The organism is Streptococcus sp. AM43-2AT (assembly GCF_003603405.1).
Lineage (GTDB): Bacteria > Bacillota > Bacilli > Lactobacillales > Streptococcaceae > Streptococcus > Streptococcus ilei.
This window is the reverse complement of record NZ_QTND01000004.1, coordinates 149,586-169,628: the sequence shown is the minus strand read 5'-3', so window position 1 is coordinate 169,628 and position 20,043 is coordinate 149,586. Positions and strand designations below refer to the sequence as shown.

Here is a 20,043-nt window from a genome sequence, read left to right as displayed (position 1 = left end):
ATATGGTTCAAGAAATTGCACAATCCATTATTCGAATGGCCTCGAGTGCCGAAGCTCAGGATATTTATTTTGTTCCTCGAGCGTCAGACTATCAGCTCTTTCTAAGGGTTGGGGATGAGCGACGGTTTATTGAGACTTATTCGCAAGAACAAATGGTAGCGATCATCAGCCATTTTAAATTTATGGCAGGGATGAACGTGGGGGAGAGGCGGAGGAGTCAGCTAGGTTCCTGTGACTATTCTCTAGGAGATAAGGTCCTGTCCTTACGCTTGTCCACAGTGGGGGACTATAGGGGATATGAAAGTTTGGTCATTCGCCTGCTCCACAATGAGAACCGGGAGCTCCGTTTCTGGTTTGACCAACTGCAAGAGCTAGAAGAGAAGGTGAGTAAGCGGGGGCTCTACTTATTTGCGGGTCCAGTCGGATCGGGGAAGACGACACTGATGCATGCCCTAGCCAAGAAAAAATTTTCGGGGCAACAAGTCATGTCGATTGAAGATCCGGTAGAAATTAAGCAAGAAGAAATGTTGCAATTGCAACTCAATGAAGCGATTGGCATGACCTATGATAGCTTGATTAAACTTTCTCTGCGCCATCGTCCGGATCTTCTCCTCATCGGAGAAATACGCGACACGGAGACAGCTCGTGCAGTTATTCGGGCTAGTCTGACAGGTGTGACAGTCTTTTCCACCATCCATGCCAAGAGCATCCCTGGGGTGTACGAACGCCTATTGGAGTTGGGGGTGAGTGAGGAGGAGTTACGGATTGTCCTTCAAGGGATCTGTTACCAGCGTTTGATAAAGGAAGGAGGTGTCACTGACTTTGTCATCCAAGATTACCAAAACCATTCCAGTCAAAAGTGGAACCAGCAAATTGATGCACTTTATGAAGCGGGACATATTGAGTTGGATCAGGCGCAGGCCGAAAAAATTATCGATTGCCAAGCAAGAGCATGTCATTGAGCTCTTTCACAATCTCTACAGTAGTGGCTTTCATCTATCAGAGGTCATCGACTTCCTACGTCGGAGCCATTTGGTAGAGGCAGATTTTGTTGAAAGAATGCAAGTTGGACTTGCCAACGGCAAGCCCCTGTCAGCCATTCTTTCTGATCTAGGCTTTTCCGATCAAGTAACGACTCAATTAGCACTGGCAGAGCAGCATGGAAATGTCACCTTAAGTTTAGAAAAAATCCGTAGCTACCTGGAAAATCTGACCCAGGTTCGAAAGAAACTAGTTGAGGTGGCCACCTATCCAGTACTATTGTTGGGATTTTTGATGTTCATTATGCTGGGTCTGAAAAACTATCTCTTGCCTCAGTTGGAGAGTCAAAATGGTGCGACACGATTGATCAGTGTCTTTCCACAGTATGTTTTGTTAGGAAGTGTGTTACTAGCAATTGGAGTTTTGATTCTCCTCTTCCTAGGTCGTCGAGCTAAGCGTCTGGCTCTTGTTTCGTTTTTGGCTACCCTTCCTTTTCTTCGCCCCTTCTTACAGGATTATCTGACGGCTTTTTATGCTCGAGAATGGGGGAGTATGATTGCCCAAGGGTTGGAGCTGAATCAAATCTTTCCTATGATGCAGGGGCAACGTTCCCGTCTGTTTCGTGAGATTGGACAGGATTTGGAAGTAGCATTGGCTCGGGGGACTTCTTTTTCTGACCATATTCAGACCTATCCTTTCTTTAAGCGAGAGTTGGCCCTCATGATTGAATATGGAGAGGCCAAGTCCAAGCTCGGTAGTGAGCTGGAGATCTACGCAGACAAGACCTGGGCAGGCTTTTTCCATCGTTTGAACAAGGCTATGAATGTCGTCCAACCACTGGTCTTTGTCTTTGTCGCCCTTATGATTGTTTTGCTCTATGCAGCCATGTTGCTGCCTATTTATGAAAATTTGGAGGTTCCTTTATGAAATCATTGCGTACACTCAAAGTAAAAGCTTTTACGCTGATTGAAATGAACGTAACCAAATTTATCAAATTTTCCAGCGGATCACTATCTTGTCAGACGTGACTTGCACTTTTTCAATTAACTCTCTGACAATGACTTTCTGGTTATCGTATGACATTTCAAAAACACTGCTAGCATCTAACAGCTTTTCAATTTTCTTTCTTCGGCCTACTTGTTTATCAGTCGAGGCTTTTTTTATTTCTTCTTCTAGTATGGCCCTTTGCTTGATAAAATCGGACGACTTGCTTCTTAATTCGTCCAGTGTGATGCGGTCATCTAAATATAGATCATTCAACTTGCTTAATTTAAGCGATAGGCTATCTATCTGCTTTTGGATAGCTTGCTTGTCAATAACTGGACTTGTACCGCCTGAAAATATCTCTTGTATCTTGTCTGGGTCATTCTGCAGCATGGCTATGCGAGTTAGGACATAATGCTCTAGTATATCCATGTAGTAGTAGCCAGAGTTACATTTTTTATTATCGTTATAAACCGTGACACCCCTTGTAGTGCGTGGATGCCTTTGGTAGCATTCATACCTTTTAGTGCGTGTACCATCTTTTCTCTTTTGGCCTAGTACGACTTTTAAGGGTGCGTGGCAGTACCCACATTGAGCGAGGCCAGAGAGCATATATTTAGCTTGGAATGGTCGAGGGTTTAGCCTCTCTTGTGCAGTCTGTTGCCTCTTTTTCAATTCCCTTTGTGTTTCCTCAAAATCATCTAGTGAGATAATAGCCTTGTGTGTGCCTTGGAAAGTCTGCCCCTTGTATTGGTTAAGCCCGCAATATACTGGATTGGCTAGTATTCCTCTGATTGTCCGGTAGCTCCATGCGGGCTTTTTGGGATATTCGGCATTCATCTTATCCCTCAATTTAGTTATTGATATGCCAGATAGATAGGAAGCGTATATCTCTTTGACTGCTAAGGCTTCAAACTCATTGACGGTCATCGATCCAGTCTCTTTGTCGTAGTCGTACCCATAAGAGGTTTTAGCCCACATCATAGACTTTCCAGACTTAGCCCGCCCTAGCTTGCCTAGTTGCATTCTCTCTTTTATCTGCTCCCTCTCAAGTTGAGCAAACACGGACAGCAAACCTATAACGGCACGCCCGAATGGGGTTGAGGTATCGAAGTTTTCAAGCAAACTCACAAACTCGATGTCATTTTTTAAAAAGATATCCTCTATCAAGTATAGAGTGTCTTTCTGGCTTCTGCTCAATCGGTCTAGCTTATATACTAGCACGGTGTCAAATAGCTTGCTCTGGGCATCTTGTACTAACTGCTCAAGTGCCGGACGGTCAGTAGTTGATCCAGAGAAGCCACCATCGGTATATATTTTATATATATTCCAGTCCTTAATATCGCAGTAGCTTTCTAGTTTTGCCTTCTGTTCTTCTATTGAGTATCCCTCTTCTAACTGGGAAGTAGTAGAGACTCGAACATAAACAGCTACTTTATTCATTGTCTTTGTACCCTCTTTCTGGTAAAATAGAGTACAGAAAGACCCTTTCAAAATAAAACATTTTGAAATCCTTTCTTTATCTTTTCAAACCTCACGCTTGAAGTCGCCAAACTTTGAGAGCGTGGGGCTTTTTTATTTGTCGTAAATCATCACGCCATTTTCTTCGTGTGCAAGCTGTACCTCGTTCGTATCATGCACATAAACGGGCGGTGCCGTAAAATCTTTATCAGTGATTTTATATGTCTTTTCGACATCGTTTTTGATTTTAAGTAGGCCGTCCGCTGTCTGATGTAACTGGTCATTTGTCAATTCAGACGATGTGACTGGTAGCAATACCGCCACTCTATCGCTACGATAGTATACCTCTATTTGACTTGAGTCAAGCCATTGCTTGTAAGAGTTCGCAAACTGATCTAGTAGCGGTCTATTGCCACTAACTATCCCAGTGGCTTTTCTATACTGTTCCTCTCCTTGGTTTTCTTGTTTGCTTTTGGCTTTAGCCTTATCTACTAACTCCCAAGCCTTTTCTTTTTTTGATTCTTCAGAGCTAGACTCAGTTGTCACTTGCTCGGTTGTTTCTTCTTGGCCTTGGTCTGTATCTGCTTCTTGCTGACCGCACCCAGCTATTAAGAGTGTGAGTGCTGCAATCGCCATAAATGTTACCTTTTTCATATTTACCTCCCAGGCTATCCCACTAGCCTATAAAATTCATCAATGACCATCAATTCATCGGTCACTGATTTTAGTTTGTGCCTTTCCATAAAGTTTAAGTAGTTGAAGTCTTCCTTGTCTATCTGGTTTAATTCCTCCCTTAATAATTCGTGTATCATGGCCCTATTAGCCTCGTTTTCGCACTTTATCGGGTTATTAGCATAATTGGCCTCGGTGTGGTTTAAGTGGCCTAATTCGTGCAATATGACCCTTTTCTGTGCGTCACTAGATAGTGCCTTGTTAACAAATACTATCTTTATCTCATCTACATAGATGCCGTGCCTATGCCATAATTCCTTGTCAAAATAGGCTATTCGGACACCATGAAGATCGCAAATTTCTTCAATACTCATAATCTGCCTTGTAAGTAAATTTCTATAATGTTCTGGATCGCTTGTATATCATTCTCGTTAAGAGGCTTGCCATCAAATGTTTTAGCATTCTCTGCCATCTTGCGTAAGTCGGTTTCTGAATAGTCGGAAGATGAACTTGAACCAATTTCACTTTTCGCTTCATCCTCCCACCCCATGAGGTCAGCGGGTGATATATTCAAAGTTTCAGAAATCTTTTTAAGCACCTCTGGGCCTACTTTTTCAATATCGCCTTTTTCGTATCTAAATATAGTCGAGCGTGAAACTCCCACACGTTCAGCGAGGGTGTCAGCAGAAATTTTTAATTCTTTTCGTCTTAATTTTATTCTTTCTCCAACGTTCATGATTTTTCGCCTCCTATATATTACACACTAATTTTACACCTTTAGTCTCAAAAATGCAATAAAAAAAGTTTCAAAAATGCGATTTTTTTGTTGACAAACACTTTTTGTCATGTTATACTTAATTCAACAAGTCGCAGAAGTGCGACAAAAAGAAAGGAGCACACATGGTTAACGTATCAAAGTTAAAAGGTAAAATCGTAGAAGAAAATACCACGCAAGAAGAACTTGCAAGTAAAATTGGTATTACAAAAAGCACGTTTTACCGCAAAATGAAGCAAAATGGCAACTTTTCGATCAAGGAAGTTAATTTGATCGTGTCAGCCCTCAATCTTTCAAAAGATGAAGCTATGGCCATTTTTTTTAGCGAGACAGTCGCATAAATGCGACAAATCAGAAAGTAAATAGAAAGGAGATGGTGGACATAGCATTTTCAAACAAGCGCTACTACTGGTTGCAACTCAAAGAAGATTTCTTTAAATCAAAAGAAATGAAACTTATGAGAAAGTTGCCGGGGGGCGAAGAAATAACAATCATCTATCTAAAAATTATGCTTGTTAGTCTCGGAGATGAAGGAAAAATTTATTTTGAAGGCTTGGCAGAAGATCTGGCAGAGGAATTATCCTTACTAATAGATGAAGACCCAGAAGCAATCAGAATGGCTTTGATGTTCCTCACTAAGAAAAAACTGCTGACCACTTCCGATAACTATCAATTCAATCTGGAGCAAGTGCCAGAAATGATAGGTAGTGAAACTGCTAGTGCCCGTAGGGTTCGTAAGCATCGAGAAAACCATAAAGCGTTACAATGTAACACCGAAGTAACAAAGTGTAATGGAGATATAGATATAGAGATAGATAAAGATATAGAGATAGATAATAATAATAGATTTTCTCTAAGTCCAAGTTTAGCAAACAACTTGAAACAGAGTGGTGTCCGTCTGACGGAAAAACAACATCAACAATTATTAGACTATGTCGGACTTGATGGAATGACTTTTGAAATGCTCAATCGTGCTATTGATCTAACTTCTGAAACTCATCAACCTAGCTTTAAATATCTAAAAGCAATTTTGGAAAACTGGAAGAAAGAAGGTTTTACCTCGCTAGAAGAAGTTGAGGAGCATGAGAAGAAACGACAAGTCAAACAAAACAAGACTGAATACACTGGAACTTATCCAATTAAGAACCCAGTGTTTAGTCCTTACACTGACAAGCTACCTTGGGAAGAAGACGAGGAGGAGTAGCCTATGGATTTACCACTTGTCTATCATATCAACGAGCAAGAGACTTGTGACATACATCAATGCTTCAAATGGTCTCTAAATGATGATATCCCACTCAAGGAAGAAAGGAATAGAACCTTTTGCCCAGAGTGTCAGAGGGAAAAGATGGAAAAGGAGGAAAAACAAAAGATAGGCCAAGCAGAAATTGCTACCACACTACGCACTACCTATGATGTGCTAGATAAGAATAGCATTATTCCAAGTGGCCTAAAGAAAGCGAATTTTAAAAACTTTACAGTGTCTAATGAGATAGACCAACAAGCCAGAAACTACGCACTACGACTAGTGTCTCATTACTTGCACGATGGCAAGGGCAACGCTCTTATCATGGGTAAGGCTGGACGAGGTAAGTCGCATCTAGCGATGGCAGTAGCAAGCAAGCTAAACGCTGACTGGAAAGCTAACAGTCTACCTAAGAGTATTTTATTTATCAACTTACCAGCTTTATTTATCAAAATTCAAAACTCTTTCAACCGGAAAGAGGGAATGACTAGCAATGAATGGCTTGAGTTATTGAAAAAGGTTGATTATCTGGTCTTAGATGACTTAGGACGGTCTGACAATGCACAGTGGAAGCAGGACTTCCTGTATAGCTTATTAGACGAGCGAGAAGCGACGATCATCACTACTAACTTAGTCGGTTCAGAAATGAAATCACTTTTTGAAACTGGCCTAGTCAGTCGTATCACAAAAGGTGGGCGTGACTTGTACTTTAAGTATCCAGATAATGCAGAGGATAGGAGGAAGCTACCATTTTGATTGAAGAAGATATCAAACTCTTTGAACGGATGTTTTACCCGCTATCAGAGTTGCTAAAAGAAAAACTACTGGCAAGTGATCCAGTAGTTGCTGAAAAGAAAATTAAAGACTTGATGCTATGTGCATTGAGTTAGAAAGGAGAGTATATGACAATTAGTCGAGACATGACAACGCTAGAGGCAAATGTATTCAGTCAGATTTTATCTGGAACTTGTGAAGAACCTATCCCAGCGCATCGTATTAGAGGACGGTTTGGGGTGAGTAAGCGACAACTTGAAAATATAGTGGAAAGTCTACGGGTTAATTTCAGAGTGCCTATCGTAGCTAAGAAATTCAATCCGAATGGTTACTATATCCCACGGAATGAAGAAGAACGCAGTGAGGGGCTAGGCCCTTACAAGCGACAAATATTGACCGAGCAGAAGAACCTATCTATTATTCAATCTATTGATCTTGAAGACTTTTGGAAAAATAAAAAAGCCCTTTAGTACAGCGAATACTAAAAGGGCAGAGATAAAACCTAAGGACATTATAACATGGAAAAATCAAAAAATCAATGGAAACCACGCATCATTAATGTGATGACAGACGGTAGCCAGTTAGAAGACTTGACGGGGTACATTATCCCAAAGGATAGCGGTTATTACAACGCTATTAGACGCATAAATAAGGAGATATAAAATGCTAGAACCATCATTGACAAGCCAGTTGTTAGGGGCTGGGTTGATCGCAGTTAGTTTCTTTGTGGCTGGGTTTGTGACTTGCTACTTAGATGTGAAGAAAAAAGAAAAAGAGCAACGCAAACAAGCTAAAATCAATGAACTGCTTGAAATTCAAAAAGGCTATGAGCAAGAAATCAAATCGAGCGTGTGGGATGACTTGGCAGAATATCGCAAGTATTCGGTGAGCGATAACGATTTTAAAACTTGCTAAGAGGTGCGATATGACGATTGAAGCAATGCACGAGGCAATAAAGACTTACTTAACAGATGCACAAGCTACACGCTTAGAGCGTTTGAAAATGGCTAGTCGGTTGAAATATGAGACCGAAGTATTCAAGCTACATGAGGAATTGAACGATGTTTTTTAGAAAATCAAGACTCATCAAAGAGCAAGCAGAAGAGATAGCACACTTGAAGCGCATCAATGAGCATCATAATCTTATCAACAGATGGAATATCGACACGATCAAAGAAGCCAGAAAGAAAATTAAAAAGATGGATGAACTGCTTGAACTCTATAAATCGGTGATCTATCGGGAGAATGAATGATGTTTGATTATGATACATGGCTAAGTACACCACCCAAGGCGTATCAAGAACCTTATGAGGATGAAGATGCGATTTATGACCAGTGGGTGGAAGATGAAATTTTAAAAGGAGAATACAATGGCAACACTATATGAACTAACTGGAATTTATCAACAAATCTATGACATGGACATGGACGATGAAACCAAACTAGACACACTGGAGAGTATTGACTGGACAGAAGACTACGAAAACAAGGTAGAGGGATATGTCAAAGTCATGAAAAACCTTGATGCAGACATTGAAGCCCGTAAAAATGAAATTGACCGCTTGAAGAAGTTAAACGATGCTGACAAGTCGAAGAAAGAGCGGATGAAAACAGATTTAGCGACTAGCATGGAATTGACTGGACATGAGAAAGTTGACACAACGCTATTCAAGGTGTCATTCAGAAAATCAGAAGCCGTGGAAGTAGATGACTTTCTCCTTCCAGAAGCCTACAAACTCGCAACGTGGAAAGCTGACAAGAAGCGCTTGAAAGAAGACTTGAAAAACGGACTTGAAATTTTAGGCGCTGAATTGGTAGAACGTAAGAATTTGAGTATCAGATAGGAATTTAGAAATGGTAGAAAAAAAACAAAGTATTTTTGAAAAATTGGCGAATATTCAAAATGAGTTAAAAGCGCCTAAAAATCAGTATAACTCTTTCGGTAAGTATAACTATCGAAACGCAGAAGATATTGAAGAAGCATTGAAGCCTATCTGTTTGAAATATCGTGCAACGTGCTTGATTTCAGAAGTAACGACTGAAGAATTGGCAAGCGAACTTATCACTAAAGTTACTGTTTCGCTCATGGATTGGGATAGTGAAAACATGGTTACAGTTATCGGGCGAGCAAGGGAAGAACGCACAAAAAAAGGTATGGATGCTTCTCAAGTATCGGGCGGAGCACAAAGTTACGCTACTAAGTATGCATTAAGTCAAATGTTCTTGATTGACGATAGCAAGGATGCTGACACGGATGCCGATTATATCCAAAGTGGACGAGCAAACCAAAAGCAAGCACCCGCAAAGAAGAAAGATGAACCCGTTATCTCAATCGAAAAAGCCAACTACTATTTGAAAGAGATCGCTATTATTGCAGAAGCAAAAGGAAAAGAAGATGGTTCAATCGCTCGATGGTTCTTGCAACATTTAAACGTAGCAGACTACAAGCAGATTAAACAATCACAAGTAGAGCAAGCAGAAATGCTTTTAGGAAAATTGAAAGGATAAAAGATGGTTTTTAAAATCGCTGACACTTACAACTACAGACAGTTGTGGTGGCTAGATAAACTGTTGATAGGTCATAAAGGATATATCGCTGGTGGGTGTTTTAAAAATATTTTCAATAACGAGCGAGTGAAAGATGTTGATATCTTTTTCGAAAATAAAGCAGATTGCTTGGAAGCTATTTCTTACTATAAAAAGGAAATGAAAGAACATCCGAGTGATTGGCGATTTGTATATGAAAATGAAAAAGTTTGGTCGGTATATTCGAACAAGGAAAAAGTGAGACTAGAGCTTGTAAAAAGCACGTTTGGGAAACCTAAACAAGTTATTTCTGAATTTGATTTCACAATAACAAAATTTGCTTACTATAAAAACTATGACAATGTCGACGAAGAAAATTATATGGCAGTGTTTGAAATAATTTTCCATGAAGATTTTTTTGAACACTTGCACACAAAACGACTGGTTATTGATGATGAAATGATATATCCAGTGAGTACGTTCAACAGAGTTATGAGATATGCACGATATGGATATCAACCGTGCAGAGAAACGAAAATAAAAATTGTAACAAATCTAGCAATGCTAGACCCTAAAAATCAAAAAGATTTTGAAAAAGAGTTAGGAAAAAGCCTATATGATGGGCTGGACTAGAAAGGAAACTAATAAATGTTAAACAGTATCGTACTTGTCGGGAGACTTACCAAAGATCCAGAATTACGCTACACTCCAAACAATCAAGCAGTAGCAACTTTTAGCTTGGCTGTCAATCGTAATTTCAAAAGCCAAAATGGAGAGCGTGAAGCAGATTTCATTAACTGTGTGATTTGGCGTCAACAAGCTGAAAATTTAGCGAATTGGGCTAAAAAAGGGGCTTTGATCGGCATCATTGGACGCATCCAGACACGAAATTATGAAAACCAGCAAGGTCAAAGGGTATATGTGACAGAGGTTGTAGCGGACAGCTTCCAACTTTTAGAAAGCTAAAAAGAGCGTGGCAATCAATCGCAAGGGGATAGCCAGCCAGACTTTGGACGCAATGGGGCAATGCAAAGCAATCCAATGGATATCCTTGATAGCGATTTGCCCTTCTAAAAGGTATGCAGATGAAATCTAAAGTGTATGCCTTATATAAGGGCGATGAACTGCTAGAAATCGGAACAAAAAAAGAGCTTGCTGAAAAGTTTGGTGTGAAGCCAAAGACTATTGCTTTTTACAACACACCATCTTACACGAAGCGAACAAGCCATAATAAGGGCAGACGATTGGTGGCACTTGATTAGGAGCGAACATGAAAGAACCTATCATACTTACTTTTGAATTATCTCGCAAGCAGATGATTTCTGCTAATGACAGACTGCACTTTCAACAGAAAGCTAAAATAACACGCTTTCTACGAGAATTAGCAAAATACGAGGGTCAAAACACCCTCAAAGACTGGTACGGGTTACCTTTTAGCGAGGATAAGCCTTGCAAGGTGCGAGTGGTTATATTTTCTCCAACGATGCGAAAGTATGACCCTCCGAACTGGTCGCCCACTAGTAAAGCATTGCTAGACGGTCTGACAGATGCAGAATTTTGGACAGACGATAATTACAACATTATCAAAGAGGTTAGCTTCTTACACGGTGGGAAGTCTGGCACAGATAATTACAAAATCAAATTAGAAATCATGGAGACAGGAGATGAATAGATGTCTTTAAATAAAACAAGAAAACGATTGATTAAGAAGTGTCGTAAATTATATAACAGCTATCCAATAGGTTTGAAATTCAGCGCAGATGGTGGTAAGACCTTTATTGCCCTAGGAAATATTGTTGAAACTTACATTCCAAATACTAAGAACATCGCCTCTGGAAGCATTAATACAAGTAAACTATCCTCTGATAGATTTGGCCTTAAAGAATTTGAAGTAACTCTAAAACAAGATTTCTCCAAAGAGGAAATGAAGAAATTTAAAGGTATTTTATGGTGAGAACATGGAACTAATTTTATGGTCAATCATCGGAATTACTAATCTTGTAGCCCTCTTCTGGGCTATCGGGTTGGCAGTAGTAGCAAATCGAGGTGAAAGATGAAAAAAAATAACATATTTATTTATCTCTGCTTATTCTGCCTACTTTATTTGATTGCTGAACAAGCAGACAAAATTAAAAGTCTAGAAGCTAGACGGCCAGAAATTATCTATAAAGTTGATAATGCTGGCTCTGGTCTTGCTGGTATTGTGACTGGCAAGGAGTTTGACGGGAATAGATACAGTATCACGGTTAGTGGTTATGGCAAGTTTTTGGTGAATAAAGAGCAGTATGATAGAGCAATTATTGGGAAGGGATGGCAGCATGAATAAACAAGAGTTGATTGAACATATCAGCAATACATTGGATGAGTGCTTAAGAAATACGATATACACACTACCTATTTTTTCGATAACAGAAAGCGCAAAGAGTAATGAAGTGTCGCTAGAATTGAAGACCGAAAGGGGAAGTATTGTTTTGGATAGAGTACCGCAAAAACTGGTAGTACCGCAGTTCGTAGCAGATTGGTACGAGAAAAACAAAGATGATTTTGAGAATGCTCTTTTTCAATCTATCGACTTGATGCCTTCCATCTATGAGGAAAAAGAATTGAGCGAATTTGAAGAATGGCTAGTAGATGAACATACAAAGCCATTCCAAATCCTTGTCAATATGCACCAATTCGGCTACGAGGTCGAGAAAGAGAAGCGGTATCTGGTGAAGATGAAAGGTATAACATCTTCTGCCAGATATTTAAAGCACAATATAAAAACCGATAATTGGTTTTTTAGTGGGCGTGAAGAGGCTTTTTCTTATCGTGCAAAACACACCCGCAAAGAGCTTGAAGACGCCGGTTTTGGCTGGGTATTCAATTGTGAGGGCATTGAGATTGCGGAGGTAGAAGAATGAACCTTAGACAAAAAAGAAAACATTACCTATACTCTTTCAGATTTTTCATGGCTTGGTTTAATAAACATGATGAAAACTTTTCGCTTTCATGTAATAAAAAATACAGAAAAGCACTAAAACAAAAATTAAGGGTTAAAGAAGAATATGACTACGACAAATGTTGTAGAAAGTATTGGTTTTGTGATGAATATTGTGGTGATATGCCTAAATTTATGAGAGAAAAGGGGCGGAAGAATGAGCGATAGTGTATTTATAGACGCATTCACAAGATATGGGTGGGTTGAAGAGTGTATAGATATTGACGAAGTGGCTTATGTGGATTTTGTGAAAGGCGTGATATGTCTTAAAGCGCATGACGCACAGATTCCACGTATGATTCCAACTACTTTGGGGACGTTATATAACGTTGAAAAGGTTTTGATAAGAAATCGGGGGCGAAGTGATGATTATTAAAGATTATAAATACGAAAATTCGATAGATGGCATTCATTACATAATCGATGTAGATGGTTACGAATTTGAAATGAACCACACAAAAACTGGATACGGCAGTGTGCAACATGATGATATATATTACTTTTTGGATGAAATCGCTGAATACGATGTACAAGAAGTTGAATTGATTGAAGACTTTGTAAGGTTTCAAAATTACTTGTTAATGTATGGAGTTGGATTTGCTCTTAAAAATGCCGAGGAGGTGCAAGATGATTCCAAAATTTAGAGCGTGGTTGAAACAATATAATGTAATGGTTGATGATGTTAGTGACCTGACTTTTTTCGAAGGAAATCTTAAGTTTATTGGGCGCAGAACGGTAGGTGGAGTAAGTTTCCAATATTCTGTAGAAGAAATCGAACTCATGCAATCAACAGGGGTGCTTGATAAAGATGGGCAAGAAATCTTTGAAGGGGATATAGTCAAAATGGCTAAGGATGTCTATTCTGACCTCACTTATTACGAAATTATAAGGCATCGAGGAGGAGCATATCGTCTTGAATCTAACCAACACGGTTGCGAATTGTGGTTACGGCATACTAATTGTGAGGTTATCGGCAACATTTACGAAAATACAGGATTATTGGAGGTGGAGTGATGGAAATTGGCAACAGAGAGTACAACGCAATTACTGAAAGCACGCTTGATTTGGAAGTGTTGGTTGGTCAAAATGTTTTAAAAGCTCTAGCTACTATTGTATTTGACGGTGCGAAAAAGGTAGTAATCCCAATCAAATTAAAAAACGGAATGAGTTATAAAGTCACAGTCAAGGAAGATGCTGAATGAACCTAGAAGAACTAGTGACCACCCGCAATAAATACCAACGAAAGCTAGAAGACAAGAACGCATATCGTGAATTATGCGAGACAGTCGGAAAGAATAATGCTACTGCTAACCGTGAGTGGTTGCGCCGAAAAATAAAAGATTTAGATAGACAAATTGAGGAGCTATCAGGGCTGTAGAGGGTTCGCCCCTTCTATAGTCATATGCCACAAAAAAAATAAATAGAAAAAATACTGTAATACAAATAGAATATCAGTCTTAAGTGGCAGAAAGACAAGGCTTACTAACTTTAATCGGTTAGTAGGTCATACAGTGCGAGGAAATCAATAATTAAACTTTGGTTTTACTCTTAACACTCGCACTCTTACGGTCAAACTAAAAAAAAATAAAAAAGGAGTTTTCTTTCTAAACGTGTTTCTATCATGTAGCACTTGACCGTGTGCTTACTCTATGGTTGGGTCAAACTGTCATAGAGTTTAAAGGGCTAATATAAACGAAAGGAGATGCCTCTCTAAATTCATAAATCAAAAATATATAAAATCATGATAATTCAAAAACATCCAGTGTGCCAAGGGCTTGATTTTAAGAGAGGGATATGAAGAATGGAAAGTGAAGCATTAGAGCTATTTTACAAGGAAGTAATGCGAGTTAAAGAAGAGAAAGGACGGCTAGCGAATTGGTTTAAATGTAAGTGCCCAGACTATGCAGAGAACCAATTTTATGCTTCTAAGAGAAAAAACAAGATACCATCGGTTGCAATCGTGTTGCAGTTTGAAGGATACATAGAGCCAGCTATTTTGTATAACCTTTTGAAGATTAAGCAAGTAAGCAACGGAAACCATGAACGAATGATTGAAGAGTTTTTTAATAGGCACAGTGAAGAAATCATGAATGATCCAACGTATAAGCTACGCAAGCAATATAAGAGAATTAGATTGCAACAACAACTACTGGATACACTTTAGGGAGGGATAATGTTTTTTAGTGAACTTTTGAAAAACAAAACAAAAGAGAATGCAAAGAGAACGCTCAAAACGTACAGAAACTATTTGCGGATCGCTGGAGAAGAATACAGTCCAAAGGTGACTGCTACATACTCACTAGAGCCAAAGAGTGCCCCATCTTCTCCAAGTCGTCAAACTGAAAACATGGTGCTTAGACGGGTAAGCGCCCAGCAAGAACTTGAACACATCGCAGATGCTATCAACAGATTGTCAGATGCTAACTTGTCGCAGATTTTAGTTGAGCGATATTGTCGGTTACGGTTTAAACAAGACAAGGAGATATACCCAGCTTTGGGCTATTCGTCTAGCGAGTATTATCGGTTGTTAGATCAAGCACTCTATGAGTTTGCAGAAGCGTATAAGGGTGGAGAATTGCTAGCCTTTAATTTGGGAGATATTCAAGAGATTTGTGGGAGTTAATGGTCTATTTTATGTGGTATTATGGTATTAAGACAAGGATAAGTAAAAACAACACACACAGTAGGCCAAAGAACTCCGGTTAAACTATTTTGTATCTCCTTATGATTAGTTATTTTCATTTTACAGTTACGTTTCACCTTGCCTTTTAATTAGTACAACTAGACCAGATATAATCTGGTTTTTTATTTTGCATTGAAAAGAGGTGATGGAACATCGCTAAGTTATCGCTAAAACAACAACGCTTTGCAGAGGAGTACATCATCTCTGGGAATGCTACACAATCTGCTATCAAGGCTGGGTATAGCAAAAAGACCGCTGGTAGAATTGCCGGTCAAAACTTGAAAAAACTAGAAATTAAAGCCTATATCGAAGAAAAGATGGCAGAACTGCAAGCTAAGAACATCATGAGTGCAGAGGAAGCCTTATCAATCCTCTCTGACATAGCTAGAGGCAAGCGAGACGAAGAAGTCTTGCTTATGAACCCAGCAACGGGTGAAGTCCAGAGACTGACTAAAAAGGCTGACAATGCGACTGTTATCAAGGCTATTCAAGAAATTCTGAAACGCTACCCAACTACTAAGCAAGCAGAGAAGTTGGAGCTCGAAATAGAGAAGCTACGGACACAGATGGAACAAGGTACGGTATCGGATGTGAATATCACAATCATAGACGAGTGGTCGAAAGATGAAAGTTAACATCCAGTCAAATGTGAACCCTCATTTTAAGAGTGTTTGGACTACTAGCAAACCTTATAATGTTTTAAAAGGCGGGCGAAACTCTTTTAAATCATCCGTGATAGCCTTGTTACTTGTCTATATGATGATACCTTTTCTGATTGCTGGTAAAAAGGCGAATGTGGTTGTTATTCGGAAAGTCGGGAATACTATTCGTGATAGTGTGTTTCTTAAAATACAGTGGGCATTGAATAAGTTTGGTCTGTCTGGACGATTTAAAGCCACGGTATCACCTTTTAAAATACAAGATACGGTTACTGGCTCATGCTTCTACTTCTACGGTCAAGATGATTTTCAGAAATTGAAATCAAATGACATTGGGAACATTATAGCGGTATGGTATGAGGAAGCAGCAGAGTTTAGTAACAAAGAAGATTTTGACCAGTCAAATGTAACCTTTATGCGTCAGAAGCATCCTGACATTAGCTTTGTGAAATTCTTCTGGTCGTACAATCCACCACGCAACCCGTATTCATGGATCAATGAGTGGGCAGAGGAATTGAAAGATAACGATAGCTATCTAGTGCATTCGTCATCTTATCTTGATGATAGACTGGGCTTTGTTACAGAACAGATGCTAGAAGACATTGAGCGTATCAAAGAGAATGACTACGACTATTACAGATATATCTATCTGGGTGAGCCAGTCGGACTTGGTACGAACGTGTATAACATGGCCTTGTTTAAAGAAGCGGACAAAGTACCAGATAATGAGCGTGTCATAGGTCAATTCTTTGCAGTCGATAGTGGGCATCAACAGTCTGCTACCACTTGCTTGCATCTAGTTTTAACAAATGCTAACAATGTGTATCTGATTGATAACTATTATTACAGTCCAGCGGGTAAGACTCACAAGAAAGCGCCTAGCATCTTGTCTAAAGAGTTACATGACTTTGTAGAAGCGCAAGCCAAGCAATTCCCTAATGTGCCTATTCTAAACATGACAATAGATAGTGCGGAAGGGGCTTTGAGAAATCAGTATTATGAAGACTTTGGCGAGCGCTGGCATCCAGTAGCTAAGAAGAAGAAAATAGTCATGACCGAATATGTGCAGTCACTTCTAGCAGAAGGGCGATTTTTTTATTTACCAACAGAAAACAATATTAAATACTTCATAGAAGAACACAAGAAATATCAGTGGGAAGAGAAATCAATCATGAATGATGACCCAAAAGTCATCAAAGAGGAAGACCATACGTGCGATGCGCTACAATACTTCGTCTTGGACAATGCACAGATGCTGGACTTAAAAGCCTAAGGAGCAATAGAAAGAATGGGAATAATTGAAACCATTAAGGATATTTTTAAAAGAGGAAAATACGTAATGACAACAGAAAACCTTACTAAAATCACTGACCACCCAAAGATAGCAGTATCGGAGGACGAATACAACCGAATTAGAGAGAACCTAAACTACTTTGCTGGTCGGTTTAATAAGGTAGTGTACAAGGATAGCAACGGTACAGTATGCAAGCGTGATTTCAATCACTTGCCACTGGCTCGCACTGCATCGAAGAAGATTGCTAGCCTTGTATTTAATGAACAAGCAGAAATCAAAGTGGATGATGAAAAAGCTAATGAGTTTATTCAAGAGCAATTTAAAAATGACCGCTTTTTGAAGAACTTCGAGCGTTATCTTGAAAGTTGTTTGGCTCTTGGTGGTCTTGCTATGCGTCCTTACATTGATAAAGATAAGGTGCGTATTTCATTCGTACAAGCACCAGTATTTCTCCCTTTGCAGTCGAACACGCAAGATATTTCTTCTGCAGCAATCGTAACCAAGACAATCAAGGCAGAAGGTAAGAAACAGAAATACTATACGCTCATTGAACTGCATGAGTGGAAGAAAGATGGACATTATACAATCACGAATGAGTTGTATAAGTCGGACAATCAAAAAATTGTAGGCTCACGAGTACCACTATCTGAAATCTATGAGGACTTAGAGGAGACCGTGGAAGTGAAGAACCTATCACGGCCACTGTTTACGTATTTAAAACCTTCTGGGATGAATAACAAGGATATTAACAGCCCTTTGGGTTTGTCTATCTTTGATAATGCTAAGACTACGATTGACTTTATCAACACAACATATGATGAATTTATGTGGGAAGTGAAGATGGGTCAAAGACGGGTATTAGTACCAGCTCAATTAGTCAAAACTGAATTTGACCAAAGAGGCGACAAGGTCACTGTTAGACGTGAGTTTGAAGCTGGTCAAAATGTTTATCAACAACTAGATGGTGGTGGCATTGACAATCCAGTAAGCATCACAGACTTAACTACACCTATTCGATCAGATGACTATATCAAGGCTATTAATGAGGGATTGGCTCTCTTTGAGATGCAAATAGGCGTATCCGCTGGTATGTTTAGCTTTGATGGAAAATCAATGAAGACTGCTACTGAAATTGTATCAGAGAACTCTGACACCTACCAGATGCGCAACAGTATCGTAAGTCTAGTTGAGCATTCATTGAAAGAGTTGATAGTGTCCATGCTTGAACTCGCTAAGGCATACAAGCTATACAATGGCAACATTCCAGACATGGAAGATATTAGTATCAATCTTGATGATGGCGTATTTACTGATCGCAACGCTGAATTAGACTACTGGATCAAGGTAGTTACCGCTGGCTTTGGAACTCATGCAATGGCTATTGAGAAAGTGCTGAACGTGACACCAGAAGAAGCGATGAAGATTGAAAGTGAAGTCCACGGACACACGCTAGATGAGGCTAATAGCGAGCGTGACCAGACGGACATTGACATTTACGGAGAATAAGCATGAAGACTAGCGCTAACAGAAAGATAAAGTTGAATGACCAGCAACTCACACTAGACGCTAGTCAAGTATCAGAACTTTATCACAAGTTAACCCTTGAACTCTTCGACCAAGTGGTGGATAGACTGTTGGAACGTGGGTCGGTAAGCCTTGCTGAAAATCCTTATATCTGGCAGTTAGAGAAGATGAACCAGATGGGCTTGCTCAATGCTGACAATGTGAAGCTGATTGCTGAATATTCTGGAATAGCAGAGAAGCAATTAAGGAGCGTTATCGAAGGAGAGGGCTACAAGGTTTATAAGACCACCAGAGACCAACTAGCAGAGACTTTAGGAGCAGATGATCTTGACGATAATCTGGAAATTCAAAACAATCTAGCTGGGTATGCTAACCAAGCCTTGACAGATGTACACAATCTCATCAATACAACGCTACCAGAGAGCGTGAGAAGCGTTTTTCAATCAGTCATAGAGGAAAGTGTGGGTAAGGTTGTAACAGGTATTACAACGCCAGAGAGAGCCTTAAACGACACTATCATGAAATGGTTTGATAAGGGCTTCTATGGTTTTACTGATAGCCAAGGTAAACAATGGAAAGCTGATAGTTACGCTAGAACGGTTATAAGGTCAACGGTCAAGCGGGCTTTTCGTGAAATGCGAACCGCACCAGCTAAAGAATTTGATATTGACACCTTTTACTTTTCTAAAAAGGCCACTGCCAGAGAGGCTTGCGCACCCTTACAACACCAAATAGTAACCTATGGCCCACAGAGAGAAGAAGATGGCATCACTATCTTATCAATGGCTGACCACGGATACGGTACACCCGCTGGGTGTCTGGGTATTAACTGCGGGCATGATATAACGCCTTTTGTAGTAGGCTTCAATGAGTTGCCAGACTTAGGGCCGGACGTCAAGGATATAAGCCCTAGCGAGGCTATAGCGAATGCTAATGCACAAGCCAAACAAAGAGCCTTAGAACGCAAAATAAGACGGTCTAAGGAGTTTCTACACGTAGCTAAGAAGTTAGGTGACAAGGACTTGATAGACAAGTACAAGAGCCAAATAAGAAACCAACAAGGGGCTATGCGGTCATACTTGGCCGGTAAGCCATTCTTGCATCGTGATTACAGCAGAGAGAAATACTACAGCAATCCTATTTCAGAGGCTAAAACAGAAACAATTTTAAAAAGAAAGCTAGGAGGAAGTGATGAACAAGCGAATTAAGAAAAAAGGCACAATGAACTTTTTGATTGACCAGAACAATCAACTCTGGAACATTGTAGAACGGCTTGAAAAAGTCGTGTCTCACAATGTGCAAGCTACAAATGAGCGACTGGATAAAGTCAATAAAGACTTGGAAACTATCAAGAAGCACAAGAAATCATGGTTTGCTAAATAGATAGGAGGTGATCCATATCTTGACGGGTGGGAATAGACCGCTAGACCGTACATTGTTACGGTTTTTATTTTGCGCTCATTTTTGTGAAAAGGCTGGTCGTC

36 protein-coding genes and 2 pseudogenes are annotated in these 20,043 nt (G+C 39.7%); 34 read left to right on the top strand and 4 right to left on the bottom strand.

All coding sequences use genetic code 11. The features are described 5' to 3' along the window. Positions 1-2: 2 nt before the first annotated feature. Together comGA and comGB are read left to right on the top strand one after the other, a co-directional pair. Positions 3-962, top strand: coding sequence for a competence type IV pilus ATPase ComGA (gene comGA / locus DW930_RS09215; RefSeq protein WP_123159887.1), 960 nt, complete (start codon positions 3-5; stop codon positions 960-962). After that, a complete protein-coding gene (gene comGB / locus DW930_RS09210) occupies positions 886-1,908 on the top strand; it encodes a competence type IV pilus assembly protein ComGB (protein WP_023027560.1) in 1,023 nt (340 codons plus the stop codon). The genes comGA and comGB overlap by 77 nt, the downstream gene beginning before the upstream one ends. 63 nt (positions 1,909-1,971) lie before the next feature. Here comGB and DW930_RS09205 read toward each other — a convergent pair whose 3' ends face one another. From DW930_RS09205 to DW930_RS09190, 4 genes are all read right to left on the bottom strand, one after another. Continuing rightward, positions 1,972-3,408 carry a recombinase family protein gene (locus DW930_RS09205; protein ID WP_123159886.1) on the bottom strand — a complete coding sequence of 479 codons (1,437 nt, stop codon included), beginning with the start codon at positions 3,406-3,408 and terminating at the stop codon, positions 1,972-1,974. Positions 3,409-3,540: 132 nt separating this feature from the next. Continuing rightward, positions 3,541-4,080, bottom strand: a complete 540-nt coding sequence (locus DW930_RS09200; protein WP_123159885.1) for a hypothetical protein — start codon at positions 4,078-4,080, stop codon at positions 3,541-3,543. A 14-nt stretch (positions 4,081-4,094) separates the two neighbouring features. Further along, positions 4,095-4,472, bottom strand: a complete 378-nt coding sequence (locus DW930_RS09195) for an ImmA/IrrE family metallo-endopeptidase (RefSeq protein WP_123159884.1) — start codon at positions 4,470-4,472, stop codon at positions 4,095-4,097. Then, on the bottom strand, positions 4,469-4,834 hold the full coding sequence (locus DW930_RS09190) for a helix-turn-helix transcriptional regulator (protein WP_123159883.1): 366 nt from the start codon (positions 4,832-4,834) through the stop codon (positions 4,469-4,471). The genes DW930_RS09195 and DW930_RS09190 overlap by 4 nt, the downstream gene beginning before the upstream one ends. A 164-nt stretch (positions 4,835-4,998) precedes the next feature. Here DW930_RS09190 and DW930_RS09185 point away from each other — a divergent pair, with 164 nt between their 5' ends. From DW930_RS09185 to DW930_RS09055, 32 genes and pseudogenes are all read left to right on the top strand, one after another. After that, positions 4,999-5,214: a helix-turn-helix transcriptional regulator gene (locus tag DW930_RS09185; RefSeq protein ID WP_123159882.1), complete on the top strand. Its 216-nt coding sequence runs from the start codon at positions 4,999-5,001 to the stop codon at positions 5,212-5,214. 41 nt (positions 5,215-5,255) lie between these two features. Further along, a complete protein-coding gene (locus DW930_RS09180) occupies positions 5,256-6,077 on the top strand; it encodes a phage replisome organizer N-terminal domain-containing protein (RefSeq protein ID WP_123159912.1) in 822 nt (273 codons plus the stop codon). 3 nt (positions 6,078-6,080) lie between these two features. Further along, positions 6,081-6,875, top strand: a complete 795-nt coding sequence (locus DW930_RS09175) for an ATP-binding protein (protein WP_123159881.1) — start codon at positions 6,081-6,083, stop codon at positions 6,873-6,875. Continuing rightward, positions 6,872-7,009: a hypothetical protein gene (locus DW930_RS10500; RefSeq protein ID WP_165851228.1), complete on the top strand. Its 138-nt coding sequence runs from the start codon at positions 6,872-6,874 to the stop codon at positions 7,007-7,009. Before DW930_RS09175 ends, DW930_RS10500 begins: the two co-directional genes overlap by 4 nt. A gap of 12 nt (positions 7,010-7,021) precedes the next feature. After that, entirely contained in the window at positions 7,022-7,363 is a 342-nt protein-coding gene (locus tag DW930_RS09170; protein WP_123159880.1) for a hypothetical protein, read from the top strand. Positions 7,364-7,411: 48 nt separating this feature from the next. Further along, positions 7,412-7,555 (top strand): hypothetical protein, encoded by a 144-nt coding sequence (locus DW930_RS10495; RefSeq protein WP_165851227.1) that lies wholly within the window; start codon positions 7,412-7,414, stop codon positions 7,553-7,555. 1 nt (position 7,556) lies between these two features. After that, positions 7,557-7,808 carry a hypothetical protein gene (locus DW930_RS09165; protein WP_123159879.1) on the top strand — a complete coding sequence of 84 codons (252 nt, stop codon included), beginning with the start codon at positions 7,557-7,559 and terminating at the stop codon, positions 7,806-7,808. Between the two features lie 10 nt (positions 7,809-7,818). Beyond that, entirely contained in the window at positions 7,819-7,965 is a 147-nt protein-coding gene (locus DW930_RS10490) for a hypothetical protein (protein WP_165851226.1), read from the top strand. Beyond that, a complete protein-coding gene (locus DW930_RS09160; protein ID WP_123159878.1) occupies positions 7,955-8,146 on the top strand; it encodes a hypothetical protein in 192 nt (63 codons plus the stop codon). Before DW930_RS10490 ends, DW930_RS09160 begins: the two co-directional genes overlap by 11 nt. Then, positions 8,143-8,280, top strand: coding sequence for a hypothetical protein (locus DW930_RS10485; RefSeq protein ID WP_165851225.1), 138 nt, complete (start codon positions 8,143-8,145; stop codon positions 8,278-8,280). Before DW930_RS09160 ends, DW930_RS10485 begins: the two co-directional genes overlap by 4 nt. Then, positions 8,264-8,737: a siphovirus Gp157 family protein gene (locus tag DW930_RS09155; protein WP_123159877.1), complete on the top strand. Its 474-nt coding sequence runs from the start codon at positions 8,264-8,266 to the stop codon at positions 8,735-8,737. Before DW930_RS10485 ends, DW930_RS09155 begins: the two co-directional genes overlap by 17 nt. Before the next feature lie 10 nt (positions 8,738-8,747). Then, a complete protein-coding gene (locus DW930_RS09150; RefSeq protein ID WP_123159876.1) occupies positions 8,748-9,401 on the top strand; it encodes an ERF family protein in 654 nt (217 codons plus the stop codon). 3 nt (positions 9,402-9,404) lie between these two features. Then, positions 9,405-10,052, top strand: a complete 648-nt coding sequence (locus tag DW930_RS09145) for a hypothetical protein (RefSeq protein ID WP_123159875.1) — start codon at positions 9,405-9,407, stop codon at positions 10,050-10,052. A 15-nt stretch (positions 10,053-10,067) separates the two neighbouring features. Further along, positions 10,068-10,493: pseudogene (ssb, locus tag DW930_RS09140) on the top strand (single-stranded DNA-binding protein). Between the two features lie 11 nt (positions 10,494-10,504). After that, positions 10,505-10,681 carry a hypothetical protein gene (locus tag DW930_RS10480; RefSeq protein WP_165851224.1) on the top strand — a complete coding sequence of 59 codons (177 nt, stop codon included), beginning with the start codon at positions 10,505-10,507 and terminating at the stop codon, positions 10,679-10,681. An 8-nt stretch (positions 10,682-10,689) separates the two neighbouring features. Then, the gene (locus DW930_RS09135; protein WP_123159874.1) at positions 10,690-11,091 is read left to right on the top strand and encodes a hypothetical protein; all 402 of its coding nucleotides are present in this window, start codon (positions 10,690-10,692) and stop codon (positions 11,089-11,091) included. Then, positions 11,092-11,373: a hypothetical protein gene (locus DW930_RS09130; RefSeq protein WP_123159873.1), complete on the top strand. Its 282-nt coding sequence runs from the start codon at positions 11,092-11,094 to the stop codon at positions 11,371-11,373. 99 nt (positions 11,374-11,472) lie between these two features. After that, on the top strand, positions 11,473-11,745 hold the full coding sequence (locus DW930_RS09125) for a DUF1372 family protein (protein WP_123159872.1): 273 nt from the start codon (positions 11,473-11,475) through the stop codon (positions 11,743-11,745). Next, a complete protein-coding gene (locus DW930_RS09120; protein ID WP_165851223.1) occupies positions 11,738-12,322 on the top strand; it encodes a DUF1642 domain-containing protein in 585 nt (194 codons plus the stop codon). The genes DW930_RS09125 and DW930_RS09120 overlap by 8 nt, the downstream gene beginning before the upstream one ends. Then, the gene (locus tag DW930_RS09115; protein ID WP_123159870.1) at positions 12,319-12,567 is read left to right on the top strand and encodes a hypothetical protein; all 249 of its coding nucleotides are present in this window, start codon (positions 12,319-12,321) and stop codon (positions 12,565-12,567) included. Before DW930_RS09120 ends, DW930_RS09115 begins: the two co-directional genes overlap by 4 nt. Further along, entirely contained in the window at positions 12,557-12,775 is a 219-nt protein-coding gene (locus tag DW930_RS09110) for a hypothetical protein (protein WP_123159869.1), read from the top strand. The genes DW930_RS09115 and DW930_RS09110 overlap by 11 nt, the downstream gene beginning before the upstream one ends. Beyond that, on the top strand, positions 12,765-13,043 hold the full coding sequence (locus DW930_RS09105) for a hypothetical protein (protein WP_123159868.1): 279 nt from the start codon (positions 12,765-12,767) through the stop codon (positions 13,041-13,043). The genes DW930_RS09110 and DW930_RS09105 overlap by 11 nt, the downstream gene beginning before the upstream one ends. Then, positions 13,027-13,413, top strand: coding sequence for a YopX family protein (locus DW930_RS09100; RefSeq protein WP_123159867.1), 387 nt, complete (start codon positions 13,027-13,029; stop codon positions 13,411-13,413). Before DW930_RS09105 ends, DW930_RS09100 begins: the two co-directional genes overlap by 17 nt. Next, positions 13,413-13,601 carry a hypothetical protein gene (locus tag DW930_RS09095; RefSeq protein ID WP_123159866.1) on the top strand — a complete coding sequence of 63 codons (189 nt, stop codon included), beginning with the start codon at positions 13,413-13,415 and terminating at the stop codon, positions 13,599-13,601. Before DW930_RS09100 ends, DW930_RS09095 begins: the two co-directional genes overlap by 1 nt. Beyond that, a complete protein-coding gene (locus DW930_RS09090) occupies positions 13,598-13,777 on the top strand; it encodes a hypothetical protein (protein WP_123159865.1) in 180 nt (59 codons plus the stop codon). Before DW930_RS09095 ends, DW930_RS09090 begins: the two co-directional genes overlap by 4 nt. Before the next feature lie 423 nt (positions 13,778-14,200). Further along, entirely contained in the window at positions 14,201-14,563 is a 363-nt protein-coding gene (locus DW930_RS09085) for a hypothetical protein (protein WP_123159864.1), read from the top strand. A 9-nt stretch (positions 14,564-14,572) separates the two neighbouring features. Further along, entirely contained in the window at positions 14,573-15,022 is a 450-nt protein-coding gene (locus tag DW930_RS09080; protein WP_123159863.1) for an ArpU family phage packaging/lysis transcriptional regulator, read from the top strand. 212 nt (positions 15,023-15,234) lie between these two features. Continuing rightward, positions 15,235-15,717: a terminase small subunit gene (locus tag DW930_RS09075; RefSeq protein WP_123159862.1), complete on the top strand. Its 483-nt coding sequence runs from the start codon at positions 15,235-15,237 to the stop codon at positions 15,715-15,717. Next, positions 15,707-17,014: a PBSX family phage terminase large subunit gene (locus DW930_RS09070; protein WP_123159861.1), complete on the top strand. Its 1,308-nt coding sequence runs from the start codon at positions 15,707-15,709 to the stop codon at positions 17,012-17,014. Before DW930_RS09075 ends, DW930_RS09070 begins: the two co-directional genes overlap by 11 nt. 15 nt (positions 17,015-17,029) lie before the next feature. Beyond that, positions 17,030-18,541 (top strand): phage portal protein, encoded by a 1,512-nt coding sequence (locus tag DW930_RS09065; RefSeq protein ID WP_279387283.1) that lies wholly within the window; start codon positions 17,030-17,032, stop codon positions 18,539-18,541. A 2-nt stretch (positions 18,542-18,543) separates the two neighbouring features. After that, a pseudogene (locus DW930_RS09060) lies at positions 18,544-19,629 on the top strand (phage minor capsid protein); the annotation flags it as partial. A gap of 121 nt (positions 19,630-19,750) precedes the next feature. Next, positions 19,751-19,942 (top strand): hypothetical protein, encoded by a 192-nt coding sequence (locus DW930_RS09055; RefSeq protein ID WP_123159859.1) that lies wholly within the window; start codon positions 19,751-19,753, stop codon positions 19,940-19,942. The last annotated feature ends 101 nt before the right edge of the window (positions 19,943-20,043 follow it).